Raw genomic sequence first — 25868 nt, 5'->3', positions numbered from 1 at the left:
CGCAGCGGTAGCGCGCTTCCCTGACACGGAAGAGGTCACTGGTTCGATCCCAGTATCGCCCACACTCAGCAGCTCCCCCGGAGCTGCTTTTTTTATGCCCCGCTTGGCTGCCGGCGTTCCTGCATCCGCTCCGGGCGAACGCCCAAAGTGCCTGGTTTCCTTGGCACGCCTCCTTGGCAGGGCTAGGATCGAAGGCGCGAGGAGCGACCTGGCTCCGCGATTGAAGGGAGGTGCTCGTGGGACTGATTGACGATCTAAAGGGCAAGGCTCAAGGTCTCATCCGCGGCAACGAGCAGGCCATCAAGAACGGCATCACCAAGGCCGGCGATTTAGTCGACACCAAGACCGGAGGCAAGTACTCCGGTCACGTCAACAAGATCCAGGATGGCGCTTCCAAGCTCATTGACAAGAACGGAAACCCAGGCACGGCACCTGCCGCTGAGCAGGTCCCGCCGGTCAACCCGGTTCCGCCGGTTGATAAGGCTCCGTAAACAGGATTTGGCCAGGGCTTTGCCCTAGTACGTCAACGGGGTGCGGGTCCCGCCGGGAGGCGGCACCCGCACCTTTGGCGTTTAAGGACACGCCACAGGTTGCCGGCGCTTGTACGCTGCGGCCCGATTGAAGGCTGATGAGCCAGTCCCGATAACCTGCCCGTATGGCGAAGTCCCCCGTTTCCCTCAAAACCCCCCGGCCCGGCAGGCAATCCACACTGGATTCCAGGCCGGTTGTGGCAGGAATCGTCACCGCGCTGGTGGGCTTTACCTCGTCTTTCGCCGTGGTCCTGTCCGGGCTGAAGGCAGTGGGGGCCGACCCCGCGCAGGCCGCCTCCGGGCTGTTGGCACTCACCGTGGCGGTGGGAGTGGGCGTGTTGTGGCTTTCCTGGCGGTCAAAAGTGCCGGTGACCCTCGCGTGGTCCACTCCCGGGGCTGCGTTGCTGGCAACGTCAGGAACGGTCGACGGCGGGTGGCCGGCCGCCGTCGGCGCCTTCCTTGCCGCAGGGATACTGATCGCCATGACAGGCCTGGTCCCCGCCCTGGGACGGCTGATGGCAAAGATCCCGGCAACACTGGCGCAGGCGATGCTCGCCGGCGTCCTGCTGCAGCTCTGCCTGGCGCCATTCAAAGCCTTGGCCGATGTGCCGCTGTTCATAGCCCCGGTCATTGCCTGCTGGCTGGTGATGATGAAGTTCGCACCCCGATGGTCAGTGCCCGCGGCGCTGCTGGTGGCCTTGGTGGTGATTGGCATTTCCCTGGCGGCGGGCGGCACGTCCCTGAACGGGACCACGGTCCTTCCTGCCTTCGACTGGACCACCCCCACGTTCAGCCTGCAGGCGATGGCGGGCATCGCCCTGCCGCTTTTTGTGGTGACGATGGCATCCCAGAATGTTCCGGGCGTGGCCGTACTCCGTTCGTTCGGCTACACAACCCCGTGGCGTGCGTCCATGCTGATAACGGGCACCGGGACTGCCCTGGCGGCCCCGTTCGGCGCCCACGCCATCAACCTCGCCGCACTGAGCGCCGCGCTGGCCGCGGGTGAGGAAGCGGGGCCGGACCGGAGCAGGCGGTGGATCGCCGGTTTTACGTCCGGACTTGCCTACCTTGTGCTGGCTGCGTTCTCCACGGCACTGGTCACCCTGGTGGCCGCAGCACCCCCAGGCATGCTGGAAGCAGTGGCGGGCCTGGCGCTCCTGGGCACGCTGGCAAGTTCCGTATCGGCGGCCCTGGCGGACCCGGAGGACAGGATCGCCCCGGCCGTCACTTTCCTGATGGCAGCCTCGGGGCTGAGCTTTGCCGGCGTCGGCTCCGCGTTTTGGGCGCTGGCCGTTGGCCTGGCAGTGCGGGCGGTACTCAGTCCGCGCCGGCCACCGGCTTCAAGCTAGGAGGGCTCGTGGTTCTGGCCTTCGCGGGCCAGTGCGGTGAGGCGGGAGACGGCGCGGAAGTACTTCTTCATGTAGCCCCCGGTCATCATTTCCTCGGTGAACAGCTTGTCGAACGGAACCCCGCTGGCGAGGATAGGCACATCCTTGTCGTAGAGCCGGTCAGCCAGCACCACAAAGCGAAGCGCCACCGCCTGCTCGGTAATGGTTCCCACGTTCCGCCACACCACGCCGTCGATGCCGTCGATCAGCTGGCGGTAGCGGCTGGGGTGCACCCCGGCCAGGTGGGCGATCAGGGTGCTGAACTCATCCTGCGCCACCGTCTTGCCATCGAACTCGGCTTTCATATGGGCGGACAGTTCGCTGTTCTTCAAGGGGGCCGGAGCTGCCGGAAGCCCGCGGTGGCGGAAGTCCTCGCCGTCAATGCGGACCACGTCGAACTGGTCCGCGAGCACCTGGATTTCACGCTGGAAGTCCACTGCGGCGAACCTGCCGTCACCTAGTGAGCCCGGCAGGGTGTTGGACGTGGCGGCAAGCTTCACACCGGCGTCCGCGAGTTCACGCATCAGCCGCGACATCAGCACGGTATCGCCCGGATCGTCGAGCTCGAATTCGTCGATGCAGACGAGTTTGTAACCGCTTAGCGCCTCCACAGTCTTGCGGAAGGAGAGCGCCCCCACCAGGTTGGTGTATTCCACGAACGTGCCGAAGGCCTTGGGCCCGGGCGAAGCGTGCCACAGCGAGGCCAGCAGGTGCGTCTTGCCCACACCGAAGCCGCCGTCCAGATAGATGCCGGCGCGGGACGTGTCCTTTTTGCCGAACAGCTTCTTGAACAGGCCACCCCCGTCACTGGACCCAACTCCTCCGGCAAAACCCTGCAGGGCGTGTACTGCGTGCGCCTGGCTGGGCTGCTTGGGATCGGGGCGGTAGCTTGCAAATGACACCTGGCCGAACCGCGGTGAAGGATAGAAACCCTTGAGGAGCTCATCCACCGATACCGAGGGGGTTCGGGCGGCAAGCTGTTCGATCTGTACCAAGGTGGTCCGTTCTGCTGGTGGTTGGTCCCCAGAAAGGATACCGGCAATGTACTGCCGCTCCCGGTGGCGCCGGCCACACTTGGCGGATGCGTGATGAAGGCAACATTTCCTCCTGTTAACGGAATACGGACATCACTTGGGGCGCTGGCTAGTGTGGGAGCAGGTCCCAACACCGGTCCCGCGGATTACCCGTGCTCTCGATGAAAGGCAACGCCATGTCCTACCCGGTTGAACAGAACGAAAAGTTTGCAGCCTACGCCCACCCGGAGCGCCTGGTCTCCACTGAGTGGCTTGCAGCCGCCGTCGAAAACGGTGCCGTGACCAGCGGCCAGCTGGTAGTAGTGGAGTCCGACGAGGACGTGCTCCTCTACGAAACAGGGCACATCCCGGGCGCCGTGAAAATTGACTGGCACACCGACCTCAATGACGAAGTGACCCGCGACTACGTCGATGGCGCCGCTTTCGCCGAGCTGGCGGCGTCGAAAGGCATCTCCCGCGACAGCACCGTGGTGATCTACGGCGACAAATCCAACTGGTGGGCTGCCTACGCGCTGTGGGTCTTCACCCTCTTCGGACACCAGGATGTGCGGCTGCTCGACGGCGGCCGGGACAAGTGGATCGCCGAGGGCAGGGAACTGACCACAGACCGGCCTGCACCGGCACGGGGCGACTACCCGGTTGTTGAGCGCGACGATGCTCCGATCCGCGCTTTCAAGGAAGATGTGCTGGCCCACCTGGGCAAGCCCCTGATCGACGTCCGCTCCCCCGAGGAATACACCGGCCAGCGCACCCACATGCCGGCCTACCCCGAGGAGGGCGCGCTGCGCGGCGGCCACATTCCTACAGCTGCCTCCATTCCATGGGCCCGGGCGGCCGCGCCGGACGGAACTTTCCGCAGCCGTGAGGAACTCGACGCCCTCTACCTGGGCGAGGCCGGCCTGGCCGAAGGCGACGACGTTGTGGCCTACTGCCGCATCGGCGAGCGTTCCAGCCACACCTGGTTCGCCCTGAAGTACCTCCTGGGCTTCGAAACCGTCCGCAACTACGACGGTTCCTGGACCGAGTGGGGCAACGCCGTGCGCGTGCCCATCGTCAAGGGCGCCGAGCGCGGGTCCTTTCCCGTCGCCGTCGGAGCCTGACGCCGCCTCCCCTGTGGATCCTGCGTAAACTTGGAATTGATGACTACTCAAGCACTCCCCACCGCCCTTGCGGCCATTGTGGACGACTTCCAGGCCCTGACGGAGCCCGAGCGGCTGCAACTGCTGCTCGAGTTCTCGCAGGGCCTGCCGGAACTGCCCGAGCGCCTGAAGGACCATCCCGAACTGCTCGAACAGGTGGTGGAATGCCAGTCCCCGCTGTTCCTGACCATCGAGACGGAAAAGGGCCGCGGCCCGGCCGGCGCCGTCCGGCTCTTCTTCAAGGCTCCCGCAGAGGCTCCCACTACGCGGGGTTTTGCCGGTGTGCTGCATGAAGGCCTGGACGGGTTGTCCGCCGAGGAGATCCTTTCGGTCCCGGATGACATGCCCGAACTGCTGGGCCTGACCCGCGCCATCACGCCGCTGCGGATGCGCGGAATGACCGCAATGCTGGGAAGGATCAAGCGCAAGGTTGCCGCTTCCACGGCTGTGCGCTCCTAGCAGTCCGCCCGGAACCGATGGCACGCAAAAACGCATCACAGGGAACTCCGGCCACCGCCGTACTGGCGGCCGCCGGGGTTCCCTTTGTGCTGCATCCCTACGATCACGATCCCGCCGCCGCAAGTTACGGCGCCGAAGCTGCCCAGGCGCTGGGAATCGAACCTGGAAAGGTCTTCAAAACGCTGATGGTGGAGGTCGAAGGGAAGCTGGCGGTGGGGATCGTGCCGGTCAGCGGCACACTCGACCTCAAAGCGTTCGCAGCCGCCATGGGAGCCAAGAAGGCGGCGATGGCGGACCCTGCTGCCGCCCAGCGGCGCACCGGATACGTCCTTGGCGGCATCTCCCCGCTCGGCCAGCGGCTTCCCTCCCCTACAGTCCTGGACCACAGCGCCCTGGCGCTGGAGACGTTGCTGGTTTCGGGCGGCAAACGGGGCCTGGACATCGAGCTGGCACCCGCGGACCTGATCCATCTCACCCACGCCGTCACCGCGCCCATCAGCTCGGTGCAGGCTTCGAAGGACTAGAAAAAGGGGAGACTGAACCAGGTGCCACAGGCATATAATTACGGCACCATCCATCAGTCCCGTTAGCTGCCGGGGCCGCCGTTTTCAGGAGCAACGCCATGCTCAAGGCCCTGCTGTGCAAGATCAACCTGGGACACCACTGGCTGGCCCAAGAGGACGCTGACGGCAATTTCAGCCGCCACTGCGTGAACTGCGGAAAAGTGGACCGGCACGGCACCATGTGGTCGGAACGGCTGTCGGACCGCGACCACCCGCATGCCACCCGTCCGGACATACCCACCAGCGATTTCTAGGCGCGTTCCCCGCCCAGTGCAGCATCGCGTCCCTGCCGGGCTGCACCCGGATTCAGGCGGGGCGCCAGCTGTTTGCGCAGCCACGCCTTGACCACGCGCTCCCAGCGCTCCGGATCAACATTCCACTCCTTGGTATGCCGGGCATGGTTGAAGGCCTCGAAGGTGACCATTTCCGGATTGCGTTCTGCCAGCAGCGCGGACGGGCCGTAGGGCACATACTCATCGTCCACGCTGTGGATGATCAAGGTGGGCGTCCGAAGTTCAACTGCCCGCGACACCCAGTCCATCGCCTTGAGGTCCACCGGTGCGGACAGCCCGGTGAGCCGCCGGCCCAGCGGGTGCCCCAGCATGAGCTGCCCGTACCGCCCCACCAGTGACGGAATTTTGTTCAGCTGGGCGTGGTGGGCCAGCACGGTCACCCAGTCAATGACGGGCGCATCCAGCACCATGGCCCGGATCAAATGACGGTAGCGGGACAGATCCGCAGTCTGCAGGCAGATGGCGCCGCCCATGGACCAGCCGAACAGCACAATCTCCTCGGCCCCGTTCGCCAAGGCATACTCAATGGCCGCCTCGATATCGCGCCACTCCGTGGACCCCAGGCCGTAACGACCGTCGTCGGCGGACGGCGCCAGCCCGTCATTGCGGTAGGACACCACCAGACTGGTCAGTCCCAGCTCCAGCGCGGGCCCGACGGCGCGCAGGGCCTCCTGCCGTGTGGCGCCGCGTCCATGGACCATCACCGCCCAGGTCCGCGCCGTCCCGCCGGCACGGACCAGCCAGGCCGGCGCCTGCCCGCGGTCCACCTCGATCATGACGTCTTCGGCAGGGATCCCGACGGCGGCCGGGTCCGGGTAGAGGGCCCCGCTCCACCAGCCCCAGCGCGCTTTGGTGAGGTCCCCTGCGTAGACCGCTTCCACCTCGCGGGACACCGTGCGCTCAGCCGGTGAATAGGAAACGATGCGGCCGATCCGGGCGTGCCCCTTGCCGCCGTCGAAAAAGAACCCGTACACGCCGTCAACGGTGGTGTCCTCATTGGCTGCCATGATCACCTGCTGCCCGTTGCCGTCCCGGATCACGGCCAGCACTTCCTGGTTTGCCGCCCGCTGGCGCGCGGGGGTGATGACGCGGCGAGCAAAGTACACGGCGAGCGCTGACGATCCCGTGGCCAGCAGCCCGGCCAGCGCACCTCCGCCGATAGCCCCGCCGATGGCCCATTTGGTCCGCAACGACAGGCCGGTGCCGGCATCCTTGGTATTCAGGAGGGGTGCGGGGCTGCTGCGCTGGAAAAGTGCCATGGAACTATTCTTACCGCCCCGGCACCGGCAGGCCGTATTTGCCGCCCGGGGACGCAACGGCCCTGCACATCCCTGAACCCGGCAGACCCCTGAACCAGTGCGGGCGCACCTTGGGCGGGACTAGGCTAAGGCCATGAGTGATCCCATCGTCATCCTGACCGAAGAACCCCTGGGCGCGGACGACCGCCTGAACATCGAGCGTCTCGTGGACGGAGGAGACACGCGGCTCCTGGTCCTGGTTCCGGCCAATACCGAACGCCATCTGCTGGTGGACTTCCTTGAGAACCTTTCCATGCTGGACATCGCCAAGGCATTCCGCGAACTGACATCCCATGCCCCGGATCCTGCCTCCGAGCGGGCGCAGGCGGCGGAGACCCTCGCAGTGTCGCTGGCAGCGCTGGCGGGGCTCGGCGCGGGCGTCACGGGAGAAGTTGTCGACGGCGGCGCGGTGCAGGGCCTGGTAGCCAAAGTGAAGGAAAGCGGTGCCTCCCAGGCCGTGGTGGTCACCCGGCCGCACGCCGTGGCGGACACGTTCCATACTGACTGGGCGAACAAGGCCCAGGACCAGCTGGGCCTGCCCGTCCTGCACCTGTATGCAGGTTCGGGATTTATCGGCGACTCCTGAGCGTTGAGAAGGCTATGAGCATCTTCGGAAACAACATCCTGGGAAAGAACCTCTTCGGAAACAAGGACGCAGATCCGGCTGCCGAGTCCCCCGCCGCCGAGCCCGGCGTCCAGAAGACCGATGCACAGTGGCGGCAGGAGCTCACGCCGGAGGAATACCACGTACTCCGCCAGGCCGGCACCGAGCGTCCATTCACGGGTGAATACTGGGACACCCATACTGCCGGCGTCTACCAGTGCCGGGCGTGCGGGGCGGAACTGTTTACCAGCAACGAGAAATTTGATTCCCACTGCGGGTGGCCCTCCTTCTTCGCACCGCTGGCAGAAGGCACCGTCCGCTACATCCACGACCGCACCCTCGGCATGGAGCGCGTGGAGGTGCGCTGCGCCACCTGTGATTCCCACCTGGGGCACGTGTTCGACGGCGAGGGCTACCCCACACCCACGGACCAGCGGTACTGCATCAATTCCGTCTCCCTGAAGCTCGTTCCGCGCGAAGAGCCGCAGGCCAGCGGGCCAGTATCGGAAGCCTGAGATCAGGAAAGGCTGGACCTTCTCCTTGGTCCTACGGCCTGAAGGAAAAGCTTTTCTTAGGCTAGGCTGCTTTTCAGATTAGTCCTGCTGGTTGCTTGTTACGCTCGCCATAGATAGCAAGCAACCAGAAAGGCGCCGACGATGACCGAAACACTGATCACCGCTTCCACCGGTATTTCCGCGGAAAACCAGGACTGGACCAGGCTCAAGGCGGCCGCCACGGCCATCCAGCTGCTGCAGGTGAAGGACGGCTCCATTCCCGACCCCGCAAACCATGCCGAGGCATCGTTGTATGTCAGCAGCATCGTTGATGCGGTCCGCGCCCTGGCCCCCGCCTTCCCGCACGATGCCGACTACCTGGATTCGGTCTGCGCGGATTTCGCCGCCTGGGAAGCCAAGGGCTTCGCCATCCCCGATTTCCTGTCCTCGCTGCTCGCCTTCCAGCCGCAGGAACTGCGCCAGGACGGCCTCCAGCACCTGGTGGTCTTCCCCATGTACACCCAGAACGGGAGCAGCAACAGGCTGGTTGAGGCCGTCCTGATTGAAGTGATCTGGCCGGAGTTCATCGCAGGCCTCGAAGCCGGGGAGTACTCGAACAAACTGTTCGTTCCCATCCGCTTCCTCGACTTCACGGCCGGCTACGATACCAACTCCGCAGTACTGTTCCCGGAGACAGTCGCCGTCAGCGAAACCCCCACCTTCACCTGGGGCGCCATCTTCGCTGACCGGGAAGCCGCCCGCTTCCGCCGCGTGCTCAAGGCCGCCGCGGAAACCACCCGCCTGGAACTCCCTGAAGGAGCGGCAGAGCTCCTCGCTGACCAGGACCTGACAGAGGCCACCTTCGTGATGTGGGACCTCATCCACGACCGCACCCACATGCGCGGCGACCTGCCCTTCGATCCCTTTATGATCAAGCAGCGGATGCCGTACTTCCTGTACTCGCTGGAGGAACTGCGCTGCGACCTGACCGCCTTCCGCGAATCGGTCCGGATCGAGAAGGACGACGACGCCGACCCCGAGGCACGCCGCCACGCCAAGCTGGTGCAGTACGCCATCATCTTCGACCGCATCTTCCGCTTTGCGATCACCGGCAGCCGCGTCCGCAACTATGACGGACTCGGCGGCCAGCTGCTGTTCGCCTGGCTGCACCAGCAGCACGTCCTGCACTGGACTGACACGCGGCTCACCATCGACTGGGACGAAGTGGCCGACGCCGTCATCGCCCTGGGAGCAAGCATCGACGAGCTGTACTGGCGTTCCATCGACCGGCCGAAAACCGCTCACTGGCTCGCCGCATACAAGCTCATCTCCGCTACCGTTACTCCTAACCCGGCATCAGCCTGGGCCAAGGGACCGGAAGGGCTGGCGCTGGCCGGCCCCCCGCGCGGCCTGACGGACCAGGTGCTTGACGACGAGTTCCCGCTGTCCATGTTCTACGAAGCACTGGAGAAGAAAATGCGCCCCGTGATCGAATCCACCGCCGGAATCACTGGAGCCTCCGCGCTGTGACGGAGGAACCGGCAACAGCTCAAACAGCGCCGGTGGCGGACGTACCCCGGCTCAACATCCTGGTGACCGGCGGCAGCGGCGCGTCCGGCATCGCCGTCGCACGCGCGCTGCACGACGCCGGCCACCGTGTGATCACCGTGGGCTCGGACCAGGCGAGGATCGAAGCGGCAGCGCAACAGGCAGGCGACGGCGTCACGGGACTTGTGTGCGATCTCGCCGCTTTGGCGGACGTGAGGCAGTTGAGGAAGGACGTGGGCGCGGCCGGCGGAAACGGGAACGCCGGTACCGTTGATGCCGTGATCCACCTGGTGGGCGGCTGGCGCGGAGCCAAAGGCATCAACGACCAGACCGATGAGGACTGGGACTTCCTGGAACGCGGCGCCATCACCACGCTCCGGAACGTGTCTCGGGTGTTCTACGACGACATTGCCGCGTCGCGCCGCGGCCGCTTCGCCATGGTGTCCTCCACCGCCGTGGAAAAACCGGCAGCGGCCACGGCCAGCTATGTCGCCGCCAAGGCAGCGGCGGAGGCCTGGACCATGGCTATGGCGGATGGTTTCCGCCGGGCAGCCGCCGACCGTCCAGGCGCGGACAACGGCACCGGACCGGCCGCCGTCGTCCTGGTCGTCAAAGCGCTGGTGGACGACGCGATGCGCCGCAGCCACCCGGAACGCAGCTTCCCCGGCGCCACGGACGTGGAAGACCTTGCCCGTGCCGTCGTCGGCCTCTTCGACGCATCCGCGGACCAGCTGAACGGCACAAGGCTCCGGCTTGCGCCCTGACGGCACAGCCCGGCGAAACCTAGACTGAAAGCGTGACCAAAGCCATGACCACAACAGCAGAAACTGCCGCCGGGATCCGGCTGCACGATCCCAACGTCCGAGGGTTCGCCTCGGACAACTATTCCGGCGTCCATCCGGAAGTCCTCGCGGCCCTGGCCGCCGCCAATGACGGCCACCAGGTGTCCTATGGCGAAGACGAGTACACGGCCAGGCTGCAGGAGGTGCTGGAAGGCCACTTCGGCCCCGGCATCGAGAGCTTCCCGGTCTTCAACGGCACCGGCGCCAATGTCCTGTCCCTGCAGTCGCTGCTTCCCCGTTGGGGTGCGGTGGTGTGCGCGTCCACCGCCCACATCAACATGGATGAAAACGGCGCGCCGGAACGCATCGGCGGCATCAAGCTCCTGCACGTCCCCACCCCGGACGGCAAGCTCACGCCTGAACTGATCGACCGTGAGGCCTGGGGCTGGGGCGACGAGCACCGCGCCCAGCCGCTCGCCGTCTCCATCACCCAGACCACCGAACTGGGCACCTGCTACACGCCGGAAGAAGTCCGGGCCATCGCCAACCACATCCATGCCAAGGGAATGAAGCTCCATATGGATGGCGCCCGGCTGGCGAACGCGGCCGCCCACCTCCAGGTGCGGCTGCGGGCATTCACCCGCGACGCCGGCGTGGACATCCTCTCCTTCGGCGGCACCAAAAACGGGCTGCTGTTCGGCGAAGTGGTGGTTGCACTGAACCCCGAGGCTGCGCACGGGCTGGTGTACCTGCGCAAGATGAACATGCAGCTGGCGTCCAAGATGCGCTTTATGTCCGCGCAGTTCATCGCCCTCCTGGAAGGCGACCTGTGGCTGCGCTCCGCCTCGCATGCCAATGCGATGGCAGCCAGGCTGCGGGCCGCCGTCGACACCATTGACGGCGTGCAGCCCACGCAGAAGACCGAGTCGAACGGCGTTTTTGCCATCCTTCCCGAGGGCGTGGCCGACCGGCTGCGGCAGTCCTTCCGTTTCTACGACTGGGACGAGGCCGCCCGGGAGGTGCGCTGGATGTGTTCGTTCGATACCACCGAGGAGGATATCGATGCCTTTGCCGATGCCATCAGGCATGAGCTTCACGCTTACCGCGGCAGCACGGCGAGCTAGTCGCGCGGCGACGGCGAGCCTTCCCGCCGTCCCCTGCCCGGTTGCGTAACCTGCGAAGGTGAACGCACTTGACCAGGTTCCCCCGGAATTTCTCCACGCCTTGGGAACCCTCAGGAAAGCCCGGTGCCGCGGGGAACTCCGCCTGGCGGAGATCCCCGCGCCTGCACGCCTGGCGCCCTTTGCCGTAGCCCTGGGTGCTGAAGTCCTTGCGCCAGGGCCAAAGACTGCCACTACTCCCCTGCACGGTCCGGCCGCCATGGCGCTGGCTGCTGCCTCGGGAACAGCGGACGGTGACGAGGCAGAGTTGGCAACGGGGCGTTTTATCCTGCTCCACGACCCCGAAGGCTCCGCGGTGTGGGACGGCGAGTTCCGGATCGTCACCTACATCCGGGCGCAGCTCGAACCGGAGATGGGCAACGACGAAATGCTGGGAACCGTGGCCTGGACCTGGCTGGTGGAGGCGCTCGAAAACCACAAGGCCCCCTACCGTGCCGCCGGCGGCACGGCCACCCGGGTCCTCTCCGAAAGCTTTGGAACGCTGGCGGACAGGCCGGGGTCCATCGACATTGAACTCCGCGCCTCCTGGACTCCCGCCACCTCCGATGTCACCGCCCACCTCGAAGCCTGGTCCGACATGGTGTGCACCTTCGCCGGCCTGCCGCCGCTTCCGGACGGCGTCACCCCGCTGCCGCAGCGGCGCCGGAACTAGCGCCGGTGGCGTGCGGCGAATTCCGGACGAAAGCCCGGAGGGGTCTCGGCGTCAGCCCGGAAACGGCCGGCCGGTAAACTGAAGGCATCATGACCCCTAACATTCCGGAAAACACCACGGCCGGCGTCCCGGCTGCTGATACCGCACCCCACATCACGGTGGAGGGCTTCGACGCCCCCATCCCCCAGATCATTGAACTCGATTCGCCCCGCGACGGCGTTCCGCTGGTCATCGAAACGCAGGCCGGGCTGGAGCGGTGCGCAGCCGCCATCGCCGCGGGCACCGGACCGGCCGGCGTGGACGCCGAACGTGCCTCCGGCTTCCGCTACGGACAGCGCGCGTTCCTGGTCCAGATCCGCCGCGAAGGTGCCGGGACCTGGTTGATCGACCCTGAACCCTTCGACAACCTGGACGTCATCAACGAGGCCCTGCGCGGCGTGGAGTGGATCCTGCACGCCGCCAGCCAGGACCTGCCCTGCCTGCACGAGCTGGGCATGTGGCCGGACAAGCTCTTCGACACCGAACTGGCTGCCCGGCTGGCCGGCCTGCCCCGGGTGGGACTAGCCGCCGTCATCGAACAGCTGCTGGGTTTCGGACTCGCCAAGGAGCACTCCGCGGCAGACTGGTCCACCAGACCCCTTCCCGAGCCGTGGCTGCGGTACGCCGCCCTCGACGTGGAGGTCCTCACCGAACTGCGGGAAGAACTCATCGAGCTCCTCGAAGCGGACGGCAAGCTCGAGTATGCGGAACAGGAGTTCGCCGCCATCCTGGCTGCCGGACTGCCTCCGGCCCGCGTCGACCCCTGGCGGAAAACCTCCGGCCTGCACCAGATCCGCGACCGGCGGCAGTTGGCCGCTGTCCGGGAGCTGTGGCTGGAACGCGATTCCCTGGCCCAAAAGAGGGACGTCGCGCCCGGCCGGCTGATCCCCGATTCTGCGCTTGTTGCCGCAGCCAAGGCCATGCCGTCCACTGTGCCCCAGCTGCTGGGAACCAAGGGCTTCCACGGCAGGGCAGCCCAGCGCGAAGCTCCCCGCTGGCTGCGCTGCATTGCCACAGCCCGGGACCTGGAAGAACTCCCCCCGCTGCACCTGGCCACCAATGCCCCGCCGCCTCCCCGGGTCTGGGCTGACCGGGACCCCGAAGCCGCCGCACGGCTCGCCACAGCAAGGCCCATGCTGCAGGAGAAGGCCGACCAGCTGAAGCTCCCGCTGGAGAACCTCCTGACCCCGGATTATTTGCGCCGGGTAGCGTGGCGGCCCCCGGCGGAGACCAGTGAGTCCTCCATCGCTGCCGAGCTCCGGGCGTTGGGTGCCCGCGAGTGGCAGGTTGAACTGGCAGCGCCCCTGATTACCGATGCGTTCCTCCACCCGCAGCCGCTTCCGGCCAAGGAACCCAAGCCGGACGTGGCCGCAGCCGGGTAGCAGCCCCGACGCTCCTTACCTTACTTAACGCTCGTTTTTCCCCGACGCTCCATCACTTGATGCGCCTTAAACCGGAACGCTCTATCACTCTCCTGAAGAGAGTGATGGAGCGTTCCGGTTTTTCCAGCGGTAAGTGATGGAGCGTTTGGGTTTTTCCAGCGGTAAGTGATGGAGCGTTGGGCTGTGAGCCGCATTAAGTGAGAGAGCGTCCCCTGTGAGGGCCTTGCCGCTTATGTTACTGGCGAGTAACATCGAGAGCATTGCCGTTTGGCTGCCGCCGTCTACCGGCGCGCACCGGCGCCCATGTCTCGATGAGGAGTTACACGTGAGCACAGCCCGCAACAGCGGAGAGCGCAGCGGCGCACCCGCGCGCACTGTCCGGGACGTCGTTTTTGTCGACGGCCTCCGCACCCCCTTTGGCCGGGCGGGAGAAAAAGGCATCTATGCCGGAACCCGGGCGGACGACCTGATAGTGAAATGCATCCGGGAGCTGCTGCGGCGGAACCCGTCGCTCCCGCCGGAACGCGTTGACGAAGTGGCCATCGCCGCCACCACCCAGACCGGCGACCAGGGCCTGACGCTGGGCCGGACCGCAGCCCTGCTGGCGGGACTTCCCAGGACCGTGCCCGGCTTTGCCATCGACCGGATGTGCGCGGGCGCCATGACCGCCGTCACCGCCACCGCCGGCGGCATCGGCTTCGGCGCCTACGACGTGGTCATCGCCGGCGGTGTGGAGCACATGGGCAACCATCCGATGGGCTCGGGCGCCGACCCCAATCCCCGGTTCATGTCCGAACGGCTGGTGGACCCGGCAGCGCTGAACATGGGCAACACCGCAGAGAACCTCCATGACCGGTTCCCTTCCATCACCAAAGACCGGACCGACGCCTATGCAGTGGCGTCACAAAGCAAATTTGATGCAGCCCGCCGCAACGGCCGCATCCAGCCGGACCTGGTTCCGGTGGCAACCCTGAAGCCGGGCCAGGGCTGGTCCCTCAACACCGTTGATGAACCGCCGCGGCCGGGCACCACAGTGGAAGACCTGGCAGCGCTCCGCACCCCGTTCCGTCCACACGGACGGGTTACCGCAGGAAATGCCGCGGGACTGAACGACGGCGCCACGGCCGCCATCCTGGCGTCCAGCGATGCCGCTGCCGAACTGGGACTGCCGGTCCGCATGCGGCTGGTCAGCTACGCCTATGCGGGAGTTGAACCTGAAGTGATGGGCATCGGGCCCGTCCCCGCCACTGAAAAGGCACTGAAAAACGCCGGCCTGTCCATCGACGAGATCGGCCTGTTCGAAATCAATGAAGCATTTGCCGTCCAGGTCCTGAGCTTCCTGGAGCACTTCGGCATTGCCGACGACGACTCCCGCGTCAACCGCTACGGCGGTGCCATCGCGGTGGGCCATCCCCTCGCGTCCTCCGGCGTGCGCCTGATGAACCAGCTGGCCCGCCAGTTTGAGGAGGATCACTCCGTGCGGTACGGCATCACCACCATGTGCGTAGGGTTGGGGATGGGAGCCACAGTGATCTGGGAGAACCCGCACCACGCCGATTACAGCCGAACCCTGCCGGGGCCGTCCGAAGCCCGGACTATCAACGCCGAAACCGTTTCCGAAGGAGCCGCATGAGCGCCGCAGATTTCACCAAGCTTGCCGATCTGTTCCCCAACGAGACCGTGACGCACTCCTACGTCCGGGATATCGAGCTCCCGGCACCGGCCGGCAAGCCCAGCCCCGGCACCTTCGCCCTCATCACGCTGGACAACGGCCTGGACCACACCAAGCCCACCACCCTGGGGCCGAACACCCTGGTGGAGCTGGGCACGGTGCTTGAGGAGCTCCGGGAGCGGGCCGGCCGCGGCGAGATCGTCGGTGTGGGCGTGACCGGTAAGCCCTACTTCCTGGTGGCCGGAGCGGACCTCTCCGCCGTCAAGAACCTGGAAGAGCGCGAGCACGGACTCTGGATGGCCCAGCTGGGCCACGACGTGTACGGCACACTCGCCAACCTCGGCGTTCCCAGCTTCGCATTCATCAACGGCGCAGCCCTGGGCGGCGGCCTTGAGGTCGCCCTGCAGTCCACCTACCGCACTGTGTCCACCGGCGCGGGTGCGCTGGCCCTGCCGGAGGCCTATCTTGGCCTGGTTCCCGGCTGGGGCGGCGTGTACCTCCTGCCGCGCCTCATCGGCCCGGAGAACGCGGTGAAGGTCATGATCGAGAACGCGCTCAGCAACAACCGGACGCTCACCGGCCCGCAGGCCTTCGCACTCGGTATCGCCGACGCCATGTTCGAACCCGCGGATTTCCTCGAGCAGTCCCTGGCCTGGGCCGGGAAGGTCATCTCCGGTGAGGTGGCGGCAAAACGTCCCAACGCCGTCGACCCCGCTGATCCGGAAACGGCCGCGCGCTGGTCCGCAGCGGTGGCTGCCGGCCGGGCACTGGTGGAAGCGAAAACGTCCAATGCGGCCCCCGCCCCCGGCAAGGTCCTGGACATCCTGGAAGCCAACCGGACCATGACCCAGGCCGAGTCCGCGGCACTTGAGTGCGAGACGCTCGCGGAACTTATGCAGACCGACGAATTCCGCTCCACCGTGTATGCCTTCCTGGACCTGGTCCAGAAGCGCTCCAAGCGTCCGGCCGGCGCCCCGGACCGCAAACTGGCGCGCCCGGTGACCAAAGTAGGGGTGGTGGGCGCGGGCCTGATGGCAAGCCAGCTCGCGCTGGTGTTTGCACGCCAACTGAAGGTGCCCGTCGTAATGACGGACATTGACCAGGCAAGGGTAGACAAAGGCGTGGGCTACGTCCACGCCGAAGTGGACAAGCTGCTGGCCAAGCAGCGCATCAGCCAGGATGCTGCCAACCGCACCAAGGCGCTGGTGACCGGTTCCGTTTCGAAGGATGTTTTCGCCGACGCGGACTTTGTGATCGAAGCGGTCTTCGAAGAGCTGAACGTCAAGAAGCAGGTGTTCGCCGAACTGGAGCGGATCGTTACTCCGGAGTGCCTCCTGGCCACCAACACCTCGTCGCTGTCTGTCACGGCCATGGCGGAGGACCTTCAGCATCCCGAACGGCTGGTGGGCTTCCACTTCTTCAACCCCGTGGCCGTGATGCCGCTGCTGGAAATCGTCCGCGCCCCGGAGACCGGTGACGCCGTGCTGGCCACCGCCTTTGAACTGGCCAAGGCCCTGAAGAAGACCGGGGTGCTGGTCAAAGACGCCGCCGCGTTTGTAGTGAACCGCATCCTGCTGCGGCTGATGGGCGAAGTGACCGCGGCCTTCGATGAAGGCACTCCGGCCGAGGTGGCGGACAACGCCCTCCGCCCCATGGGCCTGCCCATGACCCCCTTCACCCTCGGCGCGATGGTTGGCCTTCCCGTGGCGCAGCACGTCCAGGAGTCGCTGCATGCGGCCTTCGGCGACCGCTTCACAGTGTCCGCCAACCTGCAAAAGCTCATCGACAACGGCGTCAAGGGCCTGTGGGCTGCCGGGCCTGACGGCGGCCAGGTGATCCGTGAATCCACGCTGTCCCTGCTGTCCTTTGGCACCAACCCATCCACCGGCGACGAGGTGTTGCGCCGCACACAGGACGCCCTCGCCGAGGAGATCGGCCTGATGCTGGCCGAAGGCGTGGTGGCGGGGCCCGAAGACATCGACCTCTGCATGATCCTCGGGGCCGGGTGGCCGCTCTTCCTGGGCGGCATCACCCCCTACCTTGACCGGGTGGGAGCCTCGGAACGGGTGAACGGCAAGCGCTTCCTCCCGCCGGGAGTGGCCTCCCGCAAGGCAGCGGACAACCCGGCGAACGTGTAAAAGCGCTAACGGCCGGCGCCTCAGCTGAAGCATCACACAAGGGCTCCGTCCGGTTCCTCCGGACGGAGCCCTTGTGTATGACAGGCCCTTTGTGTTTGTTGCCCCTCATCCCCGGCCGGGTCAGAGCGGTGCCAGCCGCCCGCCGTCGAGCGTTAACAGGCGGTCCGCCACCGAGCGCGCGTAGGGCACATCGTGGGTGACCAGGACGACGGCGGCGCCCGCCGCTGCCGCGTTCCTCACCGCTGCGTCCAGCAGGCTGAGCCCGTCCCCGTCCAGGGCCACCGTAGGCTCGTCCAGGGCCAGGACCGCCGGCCTCCGGGCGAGGACCGTTGCCAATGCCAGGAGCCGCTGCCGGGAGGCCGGCAGCTCTGCGGGGTGGGCATCCGCGTGCGCGGACAACCCCACATCAGCCAGCGCAGCCCCGGTTCGGGCCGCCGCTTCACTGCCGCCGAACCGCCGGTCCAGGCCGAACCGCACCTCCCGGGCGGCTGTCCGTTCAAACAACTGGTGGCGCGGGTGCTGGAACAGCAGCCCCACAGCTGCCGCCACCTCGCCCACAGGCCGACCGGAAATGTCCTCGCCGTGCACCAGGACAGTGCCGGAAGTGGGCCGCAGCAACCCGTTGAGGTGGCGCAGGAAGGTGGATTTCCCCGCCCCGTTCGGTCCGGTGACGGCAACGATCTCGCCGGCCATGAGCTGGAAGTCGACGCCCCGGAGCACCTGTTGTGGCCTGTCCCCCGCTGACCCGCCCGTGGCTGCCCGGGCCCTCCTGCCTTTCGCCGCCTTGTCTGTGTACCCGAAAGCCACGTCACGGAGCTCCAGGACGGGCGCCGAAGCCTGCGCTGGGTGCGAAGGCCTGCGCTGGGGCTGCTGCCGGGTCTCCGGCCGGGCGCCAATCCGACTTGTGCGGGCCCGACGGATGCCTGCCGGCAGGAGTCCGGGCGTGGCGCAGAGTTCGGAAGGGGTGCCGCTGGCCGTCAGCGTGCCGCCGTCCAGCACAATACACCGTTCCGCAGCGAGCAGCGTCTCCTCCACGGCCTGGCTAAGGATCACGACGGCGGTCCCCCGCCTGAGGAGCGGGCCCAGCAGGTTTGTCAGTTCATCCGTCCCGGCTGCGTCCAGGGAGGCGAAGGGCTCATCCATGATGAGCACGTCGGGTTCAGCGATGACAGCACAACCGATGGCGAGGCGGCGCAGCTGCCCGCCGGATAGTGTGTCCGGCTGGCGGTCCAGCAGCCCGCAAAGGCCAAGCAGAACCGCCGTTCGTTCCACCGCGGCCTTCATGGCCAGCCGGTCCGTGCCGGCATTTTCCAGGCCGAACGCCAGTTCTTCGGCGACGGTGGCCCGGACCGTGGACAGGATGGCCGAGGCGTCCTGCGGGACGAAACCCACCCGCCGGCCCCACTGTGCCGGGTTGATCCGCGGATCATCTGCCGCGCCCTGGAACTGCAGCGTGGTTCCGGAAAGCGACAGGCAACCTTGCAGCCGTCCCCCGGGTCCTGGCGGAAGCCAGCCTCCCAGGAGCCGGCCAAGGGTGGTTTTGCCGCTGCCGGACGGCCCCAGGATTGCCGTCAAAGTCCCGGGTTCGAAGGAGAGGTGCACGTCGCGGAGGACCGGTGCGTCGTCCTCATGGAAAGCGAAGCTCCTGATGCCGGCACCCAGGACGATATTGGATTCCACCTAGGTGCCCTCCTGCACCAGACGGGCGGCCACGGCTGCTGCGGCTGCCAGCAGCAGGACCATCCGGAGCATCCGCTCCCACGGCCGGTCCGGCACGTCGCGGTAGCTGGTCCGCGGGCCGGTGCTGCCGAAACCGCGGGCGTCAAGGGCTGCGGCGCGGGTCGCGGCGTCCTCCACCAGGACGGACACGAGCGGTACTGCCTGCAGCCGGAACGCCGCAGCCCGTGCCAGGATGCCGCGCCGGATCACCAGCCCCCGTGCTTCCTGGGCCTGGCGGATGCGCTCCAGGCGGGAGGTGATGGCGGGCAGCAGGGTGAGGGTGGACGCCAGCACGAAGGCAAACCGCCCGTGCACGCCTTTGGCCGATAACGCCGCGACCAGGTCCGGAACACTCACGCTGAAGGAGAACACCAACAGGGCCAGGACCGCGGCGGAAAGCTGGGCCGCCCGCTGGACTGCGAAGGAGAGCCCCTCGGAGGTGGCACGCGCCGGTCCCCACTCGGCCAGCACAGTAATGCCTTCCGGGAAAAACAGTCCATGCAGCACCAGCAGTGACAAGCACAGCGGGACCAGGATGGCAGCCGCCGCGGGCAGGAGTCTGCGGAACGTACCGCCCCAGGCCGCGAGGCCCGCTGCCGCCGCGATCACGGCGATCGACAGCGGAAGGCAGGCTGCCGCCGTCGTAATTACTGCCGTACTGCCGGCGGCCGCCAGGGAGGTCAGCGGATGTAATCGCATCAGGAGGCGGTCAGGCGCCCTGTTCCGGGGCCTTGCCGGCCAGCACGCGGTGCCGCCGGACAAACGGGAACTGCAGGCTCGCGCGGCGGGGCAGGGCGTAGATAAGCACAGCCACGGCTGTGAACACGATTGCTTTGTCCATGGGATCGGAGATCAGTGCCTGCTTGGTGATGGCTGCGAGGAGGCTGTCCCCCATGGAGCGGAAGGCGCTGACGATCGCACCCGTGGCCACACCGGAGGTGCCGCCGAAGACGAAGGCGGCCACCGGGGCCGATACCACGCCGCCGATGATGCCCGTAACGAATCCCGCCACGGGCGCCAGGTAGAAGCGGCGGAAGAGGCCGTAGCGGGCGGCAAGGCCGGCAAGGCAGCCGATCAGGGCCGCCCCGGCAGCGAACGGCAGCACGGTGGGGTTGAAGAAGGACCAGACGATGCTGCTCAACGCCCCGGTTGCCGCACCGGCGGCGGGGCCTGCGAGGACTGCCACCAGGACGGTCCCGATCGCATCGAGATAGAACGGCACCAGAGTGCTGCCCACGAACTGGCCCAGGACGATATTGAGCACCAGTGCCACGGGAATCAGCACCAGGGTGGACGTCGGCAGGGCAGGCAGGACGGCCACGATGAGCAGGATGGCGCCGGCCAGGAACCCTGACAGGGCGATCAGGGCGGAGGCGCTACCGGGTCCGCCGGTAATGTCTGCGGGCTGGTTGAGGACCAGGTAGATGTAGGTGCCGGCGATGGCCAGGGCGCCGAGGATTTCCAGGAGTCGGCGTTTGCGGGCGGCGGCCGGTGAGGTGGACGGCAACGTCAGGGAGTGCGATGACATGGAGTTCCTTCAGGGTGCGCACGGACGGCCCGGGAAGCCCGGGCCGGATGGAACGCTGCTTATGTCACCTCGCAGCAGCCGGCAGGCAGTCAGCGCCTGTCCGGTCCGCGGACAATTCTACCGCGGTGCTCCCTCAACCGCGCCGTCTCAGCCCAGGCGCCGTGCCAGGCTTCCGACGACGGACACCAGCTCCCGGAAGGCAGCTTCCGGATGGTTTGTGGACACAACGCGGGCATTCGGCGGTACTCCCCAGAGGCCGCGGAAGTCCGCCACGGTAGTGCCCATCAGCATCGTTGAAACAGTCTCCACATCCACCGTGGCGGGACGGGATTCGAAGTCCAGGGTGCCCGCGGCGACACCTGCGGCGAAGTAGTCGTGGACGTGGGCGATATAGCCCTGGTCATAGTGGCGGTGGAATTCGAAGTAGAACCGCAGGGCATCGGACAAATGCCGCACCAGGGTGTTGTCCGAGGTGCTGCGAAGGCCCTCCGTCTGTTCGGGAAGTACCAGTTCGGGAACTTCGGCGCCGGCAGCCTCCGCCAAAAGCCGGACATGCTCCGGGTGCAGTTCCATCCGCTCTGTGGTGTCCAGGGAGCAGACGATGGGGAGCTTTTCCAGCGGCCGGCCCTGGAAGGCGGCATAGACCTCCTTGGCCGCGTGCGGGTCCACGTGCGTGTTCCACTCGGCGGTAGGAGTGGTATTGCCCTGGTAGTAGAAGCTTCCGCCCATAATGACCACCTTCGCCAGCAGCTCGGGCAGCCGCGGTTCCTTCCGCAGCGCCAGCGCGAAGTTGGTCAGCGGTGCCGTGATCAGGGCGGTGAGCTCCCCGGGCCGGGCGCGGGCGTGCTCCACCCAGAGGTCCACGGCGTTCCGCGCTGAGACAGCGCCTGCGGGTTCCGGAAGGACGGCGTATCCGATGCCTTGCGGGCCGTGGGTTTCCGGCGTCGTCAACAGGGGTATGGAAAGCGGCCCGCGGGCGCCGATGGCCACTTCCACCCCCGGGCGTCCGCACAGCTCCAGGAGTGCCAGGGTGTTGCGCGCCACCTGGTCCGCGTCGACGTTTCCGGGTGTGGCGGTGACGGACACGAACTCAGTGTCCGGCAGGGCGGCAAGGTAGGTGAGGGCAAGGGCATCGTCGATGCCCGTGTCCACGTCCAGCAGGAAGGCGGTCATGCCCGTGCCCTAGAAAAGCGCCACCTTGGGCGCGGCCGGGAAGATGCTGTCCAGCTCCGCGAGGTCCTCTTCGGAGGGGATCCAGTCCGCCGCTTCTGCGTTCTGCCGGACCTGTTCCGGGCGGGTGGCCCCGGCGATCACGCTGGCAACGGACGGCTGGGCTGCCAGCCAGGAGAATGCGACCTGGATTTCGCTCAGGCCCCGTTCTTTGGCGAAGCTGCTGAACCTGCCCAACTGCTCCCAGTCGGCGTCGTGGACCATGTTCTTGCGGGTGTGGCTGAGCCGCGAGCCCTCCGGCGCATGGCCCGGGGCGTATTTGCCCGTCAGCAGGCCGTTGGCCAGCGGGAAGTAGGGCAGGACGCCCAGGCCGAACTCCCCGGCGGCCGGGGTGACTTCCAGCTCAGCCCGCCGGTCCAGGAGGTTGTAGTGGTTCTGGGTGGAGATGAACCGCGCCCCTCCAAGTTCGCGGGCAACGTACTCCGCCTGCGCTATCTGCCATCCAGCCCTGTTGGAGTGGCCGATGTAGCGGACCTTGCCGCTGGTGACCAGGGTGTCCAGGGCGGACAGGGTTTCATCAATGGGGGTCAGCGGGTCCGGCGTGTGGAACTGGTAGAGGTCGATCCATTCGGTGCCCAGCCGGCGGAGCGAGGCTTCCACGGCCTGGAGGATGTAGCGGCGGGAGCCGCGGGCGCCGAAGTCCGGGCCGCTGGCGCCTTTCATGTCCATGCCAAACTTTGTGGCAACGACGACGTCGGCCCGCCGGGCGCGGAGCGCTTTGCCGAGCATCGTTTCGCTGAGTCCGGGTTCCCTGCCGTAGGTATCGGCGACGTCGAACAGGGTGATTCCGGCATCCACGGCCGCGTTGACCACGGCGTCGGTGGCCTCTTGGGACTCGGTCGGGGTGTTGGGCCGGCCAAGGTTGTTGCAGCCCAGTCCAACCGTGGAAACGGTCAGGCCGGACTTTCCAACGCGGCGGTAGGTGGTCACGGAAACTCCTAAAGGCTGAAGGTGTTGGCGGGCTTAGCTGAATGCTTGAGCTTGAAGTTTTCTGGATCGCTGTGCGGGGCTGCGCCGATGCTGAGCTTGGTGAAGTCCAGGTCCTCGTTCCGCGCACAGACTTTGATGGCGTTGACGGCTTTGTTGACCTCGGGGCAGAGGCAGAAAATATTGAGCTTGAAGTCGGTGAATTCGGAGCGTTCCACCGTGCCGAGCCCCCGCCAGGCGAGGTGGCTGATCAGGGCGTCCTTGGCCTTTTCCTCCAGGTAGCGGTCCCGATCGGTGCCTTCCCTGGTTTTGAGGGCGAACTGGGCCACTACCCAGTACTGCTCGTCCTCCGGGATTTCGGCGTAGCCGTCCTCGGCGCACTGGACCGCAAAAGCGTCCAGGAGTCCTTCGGCGGCCGCAGCATCCGGCACGTCGGTTTCCTCGGTTTTGCTCTGGTGGCCCACCACGCCGTAGTTCATGACGAACTGCTCGTAGTCCTCGTCGAACCAGGCTTCCCGGAAGTGCAGCGTGCCCTCGTCGTCGCGCTTATAGACCCTGACAATTCCGCTCATAACCGTCCCTTTGTAAACCATTCAACGTCGGTGCCGTCGAAGGGTGCCTGCTCCGCCTTCACGGCCTGGTAAAGCTGTCCGGCGGAGGCCTCGAGGGATTCCACCAGGGCTGCCGGGTAGTCCATGGCCACGCGGTGTTCGGCGAACTCGTCCTCGTCGTCGATGAACACGCCCCGGTCCGCTGTCCGCACCACGTCCAGGTCCATGTCGATGACATGGAATTCCGTGACGGTGGGACGGATGGGGTTCCATTCATGCGCCACGGCCAGGTCGATGTAGATCCGCACACCGCCGGGATGGGCGTCGTCGTAGAACGTAGCCACCCAGTCGCCCTCGCGGGGTATCAGGAGGACCGCGTCTGACTTTGTGTAGAACGCGGCACCGGGCCGGGAGCAGAATTCGTTGGTTCCCTGGAAGATCCACCAGCCGTGCCGGTCCTCGCCCAGGTAGCGCCCGGGTACCACCCAGTGCGCTTTGCCGTCCCATTTGCGGTTGCGCGCCACCACCAGGTGGCCCGGTTCAAGCCCTTGTGGTTCACGTGCGGGCCCGGGATGCCGTTCTCCTGCCGGCTCCCCCACAACGCCCGGATACTTCAGTAGGTCCTCTCCCCTCACAGGATCGGAAGGCTGCCGGTGGTGGGATGCTGCTGGCCCGGCAGGGGACGCGCAAAGGGAACCTTTGTTCCCAGGACCTGGGCTACGACGTCGTGCGTAATCTGTTGGGCCGTGAGGCCTACGCGTTCCAGGACCTGGTTGCGGGTGCCGTGGTCGAGGAACTCGACCGGCAGGCCCACCTCGTTCAGGGCCGTGTCCACACCGGCTGCGCGCATTTCCTGGCGGATGCGGGAGCCTACGCCACCGGCGCGGACTCCGTCCTCGATGCAGATCACCAGGCGGTGGTGCGATGCCAGCGCGATGATGGACCGCGGGACCGGAAGGACCCAGCGAGGGTCCACCACGGTGGTGCTGATGCCCTGCGCGCCCAGACGGTTGGAAACATCCAGCGCCAGCTCCGACATGGCGCCCACGGAGATGATCAGTACGTCGTTCTCGGTGGAGCCGGAGGGGCGCCGGGAGAGGACGTCCACGCCATCGCTGAGGCGTTCGAGCGCCTCCACTTCGGCACCGACTGACCCCTTGGAGAAACGGACCACCGTGGGGGCGTCGCTGATGGCTACGGCTTCACGGAGTTCCTCGCGCAGCCTGCTGGCATCGCGGGGTGCGGCCAGGTGCAGGCCGGGGACGATCTGGACCATGGACATGTCCCACATGCCGTGGTGGCTGGCACCGTCCGGGCCGGTGACACCGGCGCGGTCCAGCACGATGGTGACCCCTGCCTTGTGCAGGGCCACGTCCATCAGGAGCTGGTCGAAGGCGCGGTTCAGGAAGGTGGCGTAGACGGCGACCACAGGGTGCAGCCCGCCGAAGGCCATGCCGGCCGCGGAGGTGAGGGCATGCTGTTCGGCAATGCCGACGTCGATGACCCGTTCGGGGTGCCGGGCGGCGAACTTGTGCAGGCCAACGGGGATGAGCATGGCGCCGGTAATACCCACCACGTCTTTGCGCTCATCGGCGATGGCGGCGATCTCATCAGCGAAGACGGAGGTCCAGGATTTGGCGCCGGCGGTGCCGGTGGGCTCGCCGGTTTCGGGGTCGATGATGCCCACGGCGTGGAACTGGTCAGCCTCGTGGGCCCGGGCCGGTGCATACCCGTGTCCCTTTTCGGTCATGGCATGGACAATGACCGGTCCGGCGTAGTTCTTGGCCGTGGACAGGGCGTGCTCCATGGCCTGGAGGTTGTGGCCGTCCACGGGACCGATGTATTTCATGCCGAGGTCCTCGAACATGCCCTGAGGGGCCCACCAGTCCTTGATGCCCTTCTTCATGGCATGCAGGCTTTTATAGGTGAACTGGCCTGCGGGTCCGCCGTTTTGCAGCTTCTTCTTCCACCAGTCCAGCGCGCGCTCGTAGGCGGGGGTGGCGCGGAAGGAATCGATGGTGGGGCGCAGGGAGGCGAGGTAGTCGGCGAAGCCGCCAACGGTGGGGGCGTAGGACCTGCCGTTGTCATTCACCACGATGACCACGCGGCGGCGCTTGTCCGCTGCGATGTTGTTGATGGCTTCCCAGGCCATGCCGCCGGTCAGGGCGCCATCCCCCACCACCGCGACGACGTGCCGGTGGCCTTCACCAGTCAGCTGGCGGGCGCGGGAAATGCCGTCTGCCCAGGACAGTGACGAAGAGGCGTGGGAGCTTTCCACGATGTCGTGGTCGGACTCGGCGCGGGAGGGGTAGCCGGAGAGGCCACCTTCCTGGCGGAGGGTGCTGAAGTCCTGGCGCCCGGTCAGGAGTTTGTGGACGTAGGACTGGTGTCCGGTGTCAAAAACGATGCTGTCACGCGGCGAGTCGAAGATGCGGTGCACGGCCAGCGTGAGTTCCACTACGCCGAGGTTTGGTCCGAGGTGGCCGCCCGTTTGGGAGACGTTAGTGATCAGGAAATCCCTGATCTCCGAAGCCAGCTGGTTCAGCTGTTCTTCGGACAACTCGTTCAGGTCCTGCGGATTCCGGATGGTGTCCAAGATTCCCAATGACCCCTCCTTCGGGTGGTAGACGTGCCGCTTAACTCTAACGCCTCGGCTCAAATGGAAAGCTCACATGCAAAGCCGAAGCCCCGGCTGGTCGGTGACCGGCCGGGGCTTC

General features: G+C 66.5%; 25 protein-coding genes. 15 read left to right on the top strand and 10 right to left on the bottom strand.

What is annotated here, in order from left to right; translation table 11 throughout:
- The first annotated feature begins 236 nt into the window (after positions 1–236).
- Together FNL14_RS05055 and FNL14_RS05050 are read left to right on the top strand one after the other, a co-directional pair.
- Complete coding sequence (locus FNL14_RS05055; RefSeq protein ID WP_142058166.1) at positions 237–491, top strand: antitoxin; 255 nt, start codon at positions 237–239, stop codon at positions 489–491.
- Positions 492–655: 164 nt separating this feature from the next.
- Positions 656–1879 carry a benzoate/H(+) symporter BenE family transporter gene (locus tag FNL14_RS05050; RefSeq protein ID WP_142058163.1) on the top strand — a complete coding sequence of 408 codons (1224 nt, stop codon included), beginning with the start codon at positions 656–658 and terminating at the stop codon, positions 1877–1879.
- On the opposite strand, the gene zapE is transcribed toward FNL14_RS05050, so the two are convergent.
- Positions 1876–2913 carry a cell division protein ZapE gene (zapE, locus tag FNL14_RS05045; protein WP_142058161.1) on the bottom strand — a complete coding sequence of 346 codons (1038 nt, stop codon included), beginning with the start codon at positions 2911–2913 and terminating at the stop codon, positions 1876–1878. The genes FNL14_RS05050 and zapE overlap by 4 nt on opposite strands.
- Before the next feature lie 215 nt (positions 2914–3128).
- On the opposite strand from zapE, the gene FNL14_RS05040 reads away from it, so the two are divergent.
- The 4 genes from FNL14_RS05040 to FNL14_RS05025 all read left to right on the top strand — a co-directional run bounded on the left by FNL14_RS05040 (position 3129) and on the right by FNL14_RS05025 (position 5367).
- Positions 3129–4052, top strand: coding sequence for a sulfurtransferase (locus tag FNL14_RS05040; RefSeq protein ID WP_142058207.1), 924 nt, complete (start codon positions 3129–3131; stop codon positions 4050–4052).
- A 39-nt stretch (positions 4053–4091) separates the two neighbouring features.
- Positions 4092–4550: a SufE family protein gene (locus FNL14_RS05035; RefSeq protein ID WP_142058159.1), complete on the top strand. Its 459-nt coding sequence runs from the start codon at positions 4092–4094 to the stop codon at positions 4548–4550.
- A 17-nt stretch (positions 4551–4567) separates the two neighbouring features.
- Entirely contained in the window at positions 4568–5074 is a 507-nt protein-coding gene (gene ybaK, locus FNL14_RS05030; protein ID WP_142058157.1) for a Cys-tRNA(Pro) deacylase, read from the top strand.
- A gap of 98 nt (positions 5075–5172) precedes the next feature.
- A complete protein-coding gene (locus tag FNL14_RS05025) occupies positions 5173–5367 on the top strand; it encodes a hypothetical protein (protein ID WP_142058155.1) in 195 nt (64 codons plus the stop codon).
- Here the strand turns inward: FNL14_RS05025 and FNL14_RS05020 are convergent.
- Positions 5364–6665 carry a S9 family peptidase gene (locus tag FNL14_RS05020; protein ID WP_255470702.1) on the bottom strand — a complete coding sequence of 434 codons (1302 nt, stop codon included), beginning with the start codon at positions 6663–6665 and terminating at the stop codon, positions 5364–5366. The genes FNL14_RS05025 and FNL14_RS05020 overlap by 4 nt on opposite strands.
- A gap of 133 nt (positions 6666–6798) precedes the next feature.
- Here FNL14_RS05020 and FNL14_RS05015 point away from each other — a divergent pair, with 133 nt between their 5' ends.
- The 9 genes from FNL14_RS05015 (at position 6799) to FNL14_RS04975 (ending at position 17196) form a co-directional block, all read left to right on the top strand.
- The gene (locus tag FNL14_RS05015) at positions 6799–7290 is read left to right on the top strand and encodes a hypothetical protein (RefSeq protein ID WP_142058153.1); all 492 of its coding nucleotides are present in this window, start codon (positions 6799–6801) and stop codon (positions 7288–7290) included.
- A gap of 14 nt (positions 7291–7304) precedes the next feature.
- A complete protein-coding gene (msrB, locus tag FNL14_RS05010; RefSeq protein ID WP_142058151.1) occupies positions 7305–7823 on the top strand; it encodes a peptide-methionine (R)-S-oxide reductase MsrB in 519 nt (172 codons plus the stop codon).
- A gap of 141 nt (positions 7824–7964) precedes the next feature.
- Positions 7965–9332, top strand: a complete 1368-nt coding sequence (locus FNL14_RS05005; RefSeq protein ID WP_142058149.1) for a DUF6421 family protein — start codon at positions 7965–7967, stop codon at positions 9330–9332.
- Complete coding sequence (locus tag FNL14_RS05000; RefSeq protein ID WP_255470701.1) at positions 9329–10114, top strand: SDR family oxidoreductase; 786 nt, start codon at positions 9329–9331, stop codon at positions 10112–10114. Before FNL14_RS05005 ends, FNL14_RS05000 begins: the two co-directional genes overlap by 4 nt.
- A 44-nt stretch (positions 10115–10158) precedes the next feature.
- Positions 10159–11256 carry a low specificity L-threonine aldolase gene (locus FNL14_RS04995; RefSeq protein WP_142058200.1) on the top strand — a complete coding sequence of 366 codons (1098 nt, stop codon included), beginning with the start codon at positions 10159–10161 and terminating at the stop codon, positions 11254–11256.
- Positions 11257–11314: 58 nt separating this feature from the next.
- Positions 11315–11965, top strand: a complete 651-nt coding sequence (locus FNL14_RS04990; protein WP_142058147.1) for a DUF3000 domain-containing protein — start codon at positions 11315–11317, stop codon at positions 11963–11965.
- A gap of 89 nt (positions 11966–12054) precedes the next feature.
- Entirely contained in the window at positions 12055–13386 is a 1332-nt protein-coding gene (locus tag FNL14_RS04985; protein ID WP_142058145.1) for an HRDC domain-containing protein, read from the top strand.
- Between the two features lie 325 nt (positions 13387–13711).
- A complete protein-coding gene (locus FNL14_RS04980) occupies positions 13712–15019 on the top strand; it encodes an acetyl-CoA C-acyltransferase (protein WP_142058143.1) in 1308 nt (435 codons plus the stop codon).
- A complete protein-coding gene (locus FNL14_RS04975; protein WP_142058141.1) occupies positions 15016–17196 on the top strand; it encodes a 3-hydroxyacyl-CoA dehydrogenase NAD-binding domain-containing protein in 2181 nt (726 codons plus the stop codon). Before FNL14_RS04980 ends, FNL14_RS04975 begins: the two co-directional genes overlap by 4 nt.
- Positions 17197–17316: 120 nt before the next feature.
- Here FNL14_RS04975 and FNL14_RS04970 read toward each other — a convergent pair whose 3' ends face one another.
- The 8 genes from FNL14_RS04970 to dxs form a co-directional block, all read right to left on the bottom strand.
- On the bottom strand, positions 17317–18876 hold the full coding sequence (locus tag FNL14_RS04970; protein ID WP_142058139.1) for an ABC transporter ATP-binding protein: 1560 nt from the start codon (positions 18874–18876) through the stop codon (positions 17317–17319).
- Positions 18877–19614 carry an energy-coupling factor transporter transmembrane component T gene (locus tag FNL14_RS04965; RefSeq protein ID WP_142058137.1) on the bottom strand — a complete coding sequence of 246 codons (738 nt, stop codon included), beginning with the start codon at positions 19612–19614 and terminating at the stop codon, positions 18877–18879.
- A gap of 10 nt (positions 19615–19624) precedes the next feature.
- Positions 19625–20443: an ECF transporter S component gene (locus tag FNL14_RS04960; RefSeq protein ID WP_142058135.1), complete on the bottom strand. Its 819-nt coding sequence runs from the start codon at positions 20441–20443 to the stop codon at positions 19625–19627.
- A 147-nt stretch (positions 20444–20590) separates the two neighbouring features.
- Positions 20591–21616, bottom strand: a complete 1026-nt coding sequence (locus tag FNL14_RS04955) for a nucleoside hydrolase (RefSeq protein WP_142058133.1) — start codon at positions 21614–21616, stop codon at positions 20591–20593.
- 9 nt (positions 21617–21625) lie between these two features.
- Complete coding sequence (locus tag FNL14_RS04950) at positions 21626–22603, bottom strand: aldo/keto reductase (protein ID WP_142058131.1); 978 nt, start codon at positions 22601–22603, stop codon at positions 21626–21628.
- Between the two features lie 8 nt (positions 22604–22611).
- Positions 22612–23172: a hypothetical protein gene (locus FNL14_RS04945; protein WP_091420090.1), complete on the bottom strand. Its 561-nt coding sequence runs from the start codon at positions 23170–23172 to the stop codon at positions 22612–22614.
- A complete protein-coding gene (locus tag FNL14_RS04940) occupies positions 23169–23786 on the bottom strand; it encodes a DUF402 domain-containing protein (RefSeq protein ID WP_091420089.1) in 618 nt (205 codons plus the stop codon). Before FNL14_RS04940 ends, FNL14_RS04945 begins: the two co-directional genes overlap by 4 nt.
- Positions 23783–25756: a 1-deoxy-D-xylulose-5-phosphate synthase gene (gene dxs / locus FNL14_RS04935; protein ID WP_091420087.1), complete on the bottom strand. Its 1974-nt coding sequence runs from the start codon at positions 25754–25756 to the stop codon at positions 23783–23785. The genes FNL14_RS04940 and dxs overlap by 4 nt, the downstream gene beginning before the upstream one ends.
- Positions 25757–25868 lie beyond the last annotated feature (112 nt).

The sequence above is a fragment of the Pseudarthrobacter sp. B4EP4b genome (assembly GCF_006680095.1).
Lineage (GTDB): Bacteria > Actinomycetota > Actinomycetes > Actinomycetales > Micrococcaceae > Arthrobacter.
The sequence above is the reverse complement of the archived record's forward strand: the minus strand, read 5'-3'. Positions and strand labels throughout refer to the sequence as shown.

Bases quoted from the DNA above. Each gene is read 5' to 3' on its own strand.
- FNL14_RS04965 (WP_142058137.1), bottom strand. From the start codon at position 19,614: ATGCGATTACATCCGCTGACCTCCCTGGCGGCCGCCGGCAGTACGGCA.
- ybaK (WP_142058157.1), top strand. From the start codon at position 4,568: ATGGCACGCAAAAACGCATCACAGGGAACTCCGGCCACCGCCGTACTG.
- msrB (WP_142058151.1), top strand. From the start codon at position 7,305: ATGAGCATCTTCGGAAACAACATCCTGGGAAAGAACCTCTTCGGAAAC.
- FNL14_RS04985 (WP_142058145.1), top strand. From the start codon at position 12,055: ATGACCCCTAACATTCCGGAAAACACCACGGCCGGCGTCCCGGCTGCT.
- FNL14_RS05005 (WP_142058149.1), top strand. From the start codon at position 7,965: ATGACCGAAACACTGATCACCGCTTCCACCGGTATTTCCGCGGAAAAC.
- FNL14_RS04960 (WP_142058135.1), bottom strand. From the start codon at position 20,443: ATGTCATCGCACTCCCTGACGTTGCCGTCCACCTCACCGGCCGCCGCC.
- FNL14_RS05020 (WP_255470702.1), bottom strand. From the start codon at position 6,665: ATGGCACTTTTCCAGCGCAGCAGCCCCGCACCCCTCCTGAATACCAAG.
- FNL14_RS04995 (WP_142058200.1), top strand. From the start codon at position 10,159: ATGACCACAACAGCAGAAACTGCCGCCGGGATCCGGCTGCACGATCCC.
- FNL14_RS04955 (WP_142058133.1), bottom strand. From the start codon at position 21,616: ATGACCGCCTTCCTGCTGGACGTGGACACGGGCATCGACGATGCCCTT.
- FNL14_RS05035 (WP_142058159.1), top strand. From the start codon at position 4,092: ATGACTACTCAAGCACTCCCCACCGCCCTTGCGGCCATTGTGGACGAC.
- FNL14_RS05025 (WP_142058155.1), top strand. From the start codon at position 5,173: ATGCTCAAGGCCCTGCTGTGCAAGATCAACCTGGGACACCACTGGCTG.
- FNL14_RS05040 (WP_142058207.1), top strand. From the start codon at position 3,129: ATGTCCTACCCGGTTGAACAGAACGAAAAGTTTGCAGCCTACGCCCAC.
- FNL14_RS04975 (WP_142058141.1), top strand. From the start codon at position 15,016: ATGAGCGCCGCAGATTTCACCAAGCTTGCCGATCTGTTCCCCAACGAG.
- FNL14_RS05015 (WP_142058153.1), top strand. From the start codon at position 6,799: ATGAGTGATCCCATCGTCATCCTGACCGAAGAACCCCTGGGCGCGGAC.
- FNL14_RS04945 (WP_091420090.1), bottom strand. From the start codon at position 23,172: ATGAGCGGAATTGTCAGGGTCTATAAGCGCGACGACGAGGGCACGCTG.
- FNL14_RS05050 (WP_142058163.1), top strand. From the start codon at position 656: ATGGCGAAGTCCCCCGTTTCCCTCAAAACCCCCCGGCCCGGCAGGCAA.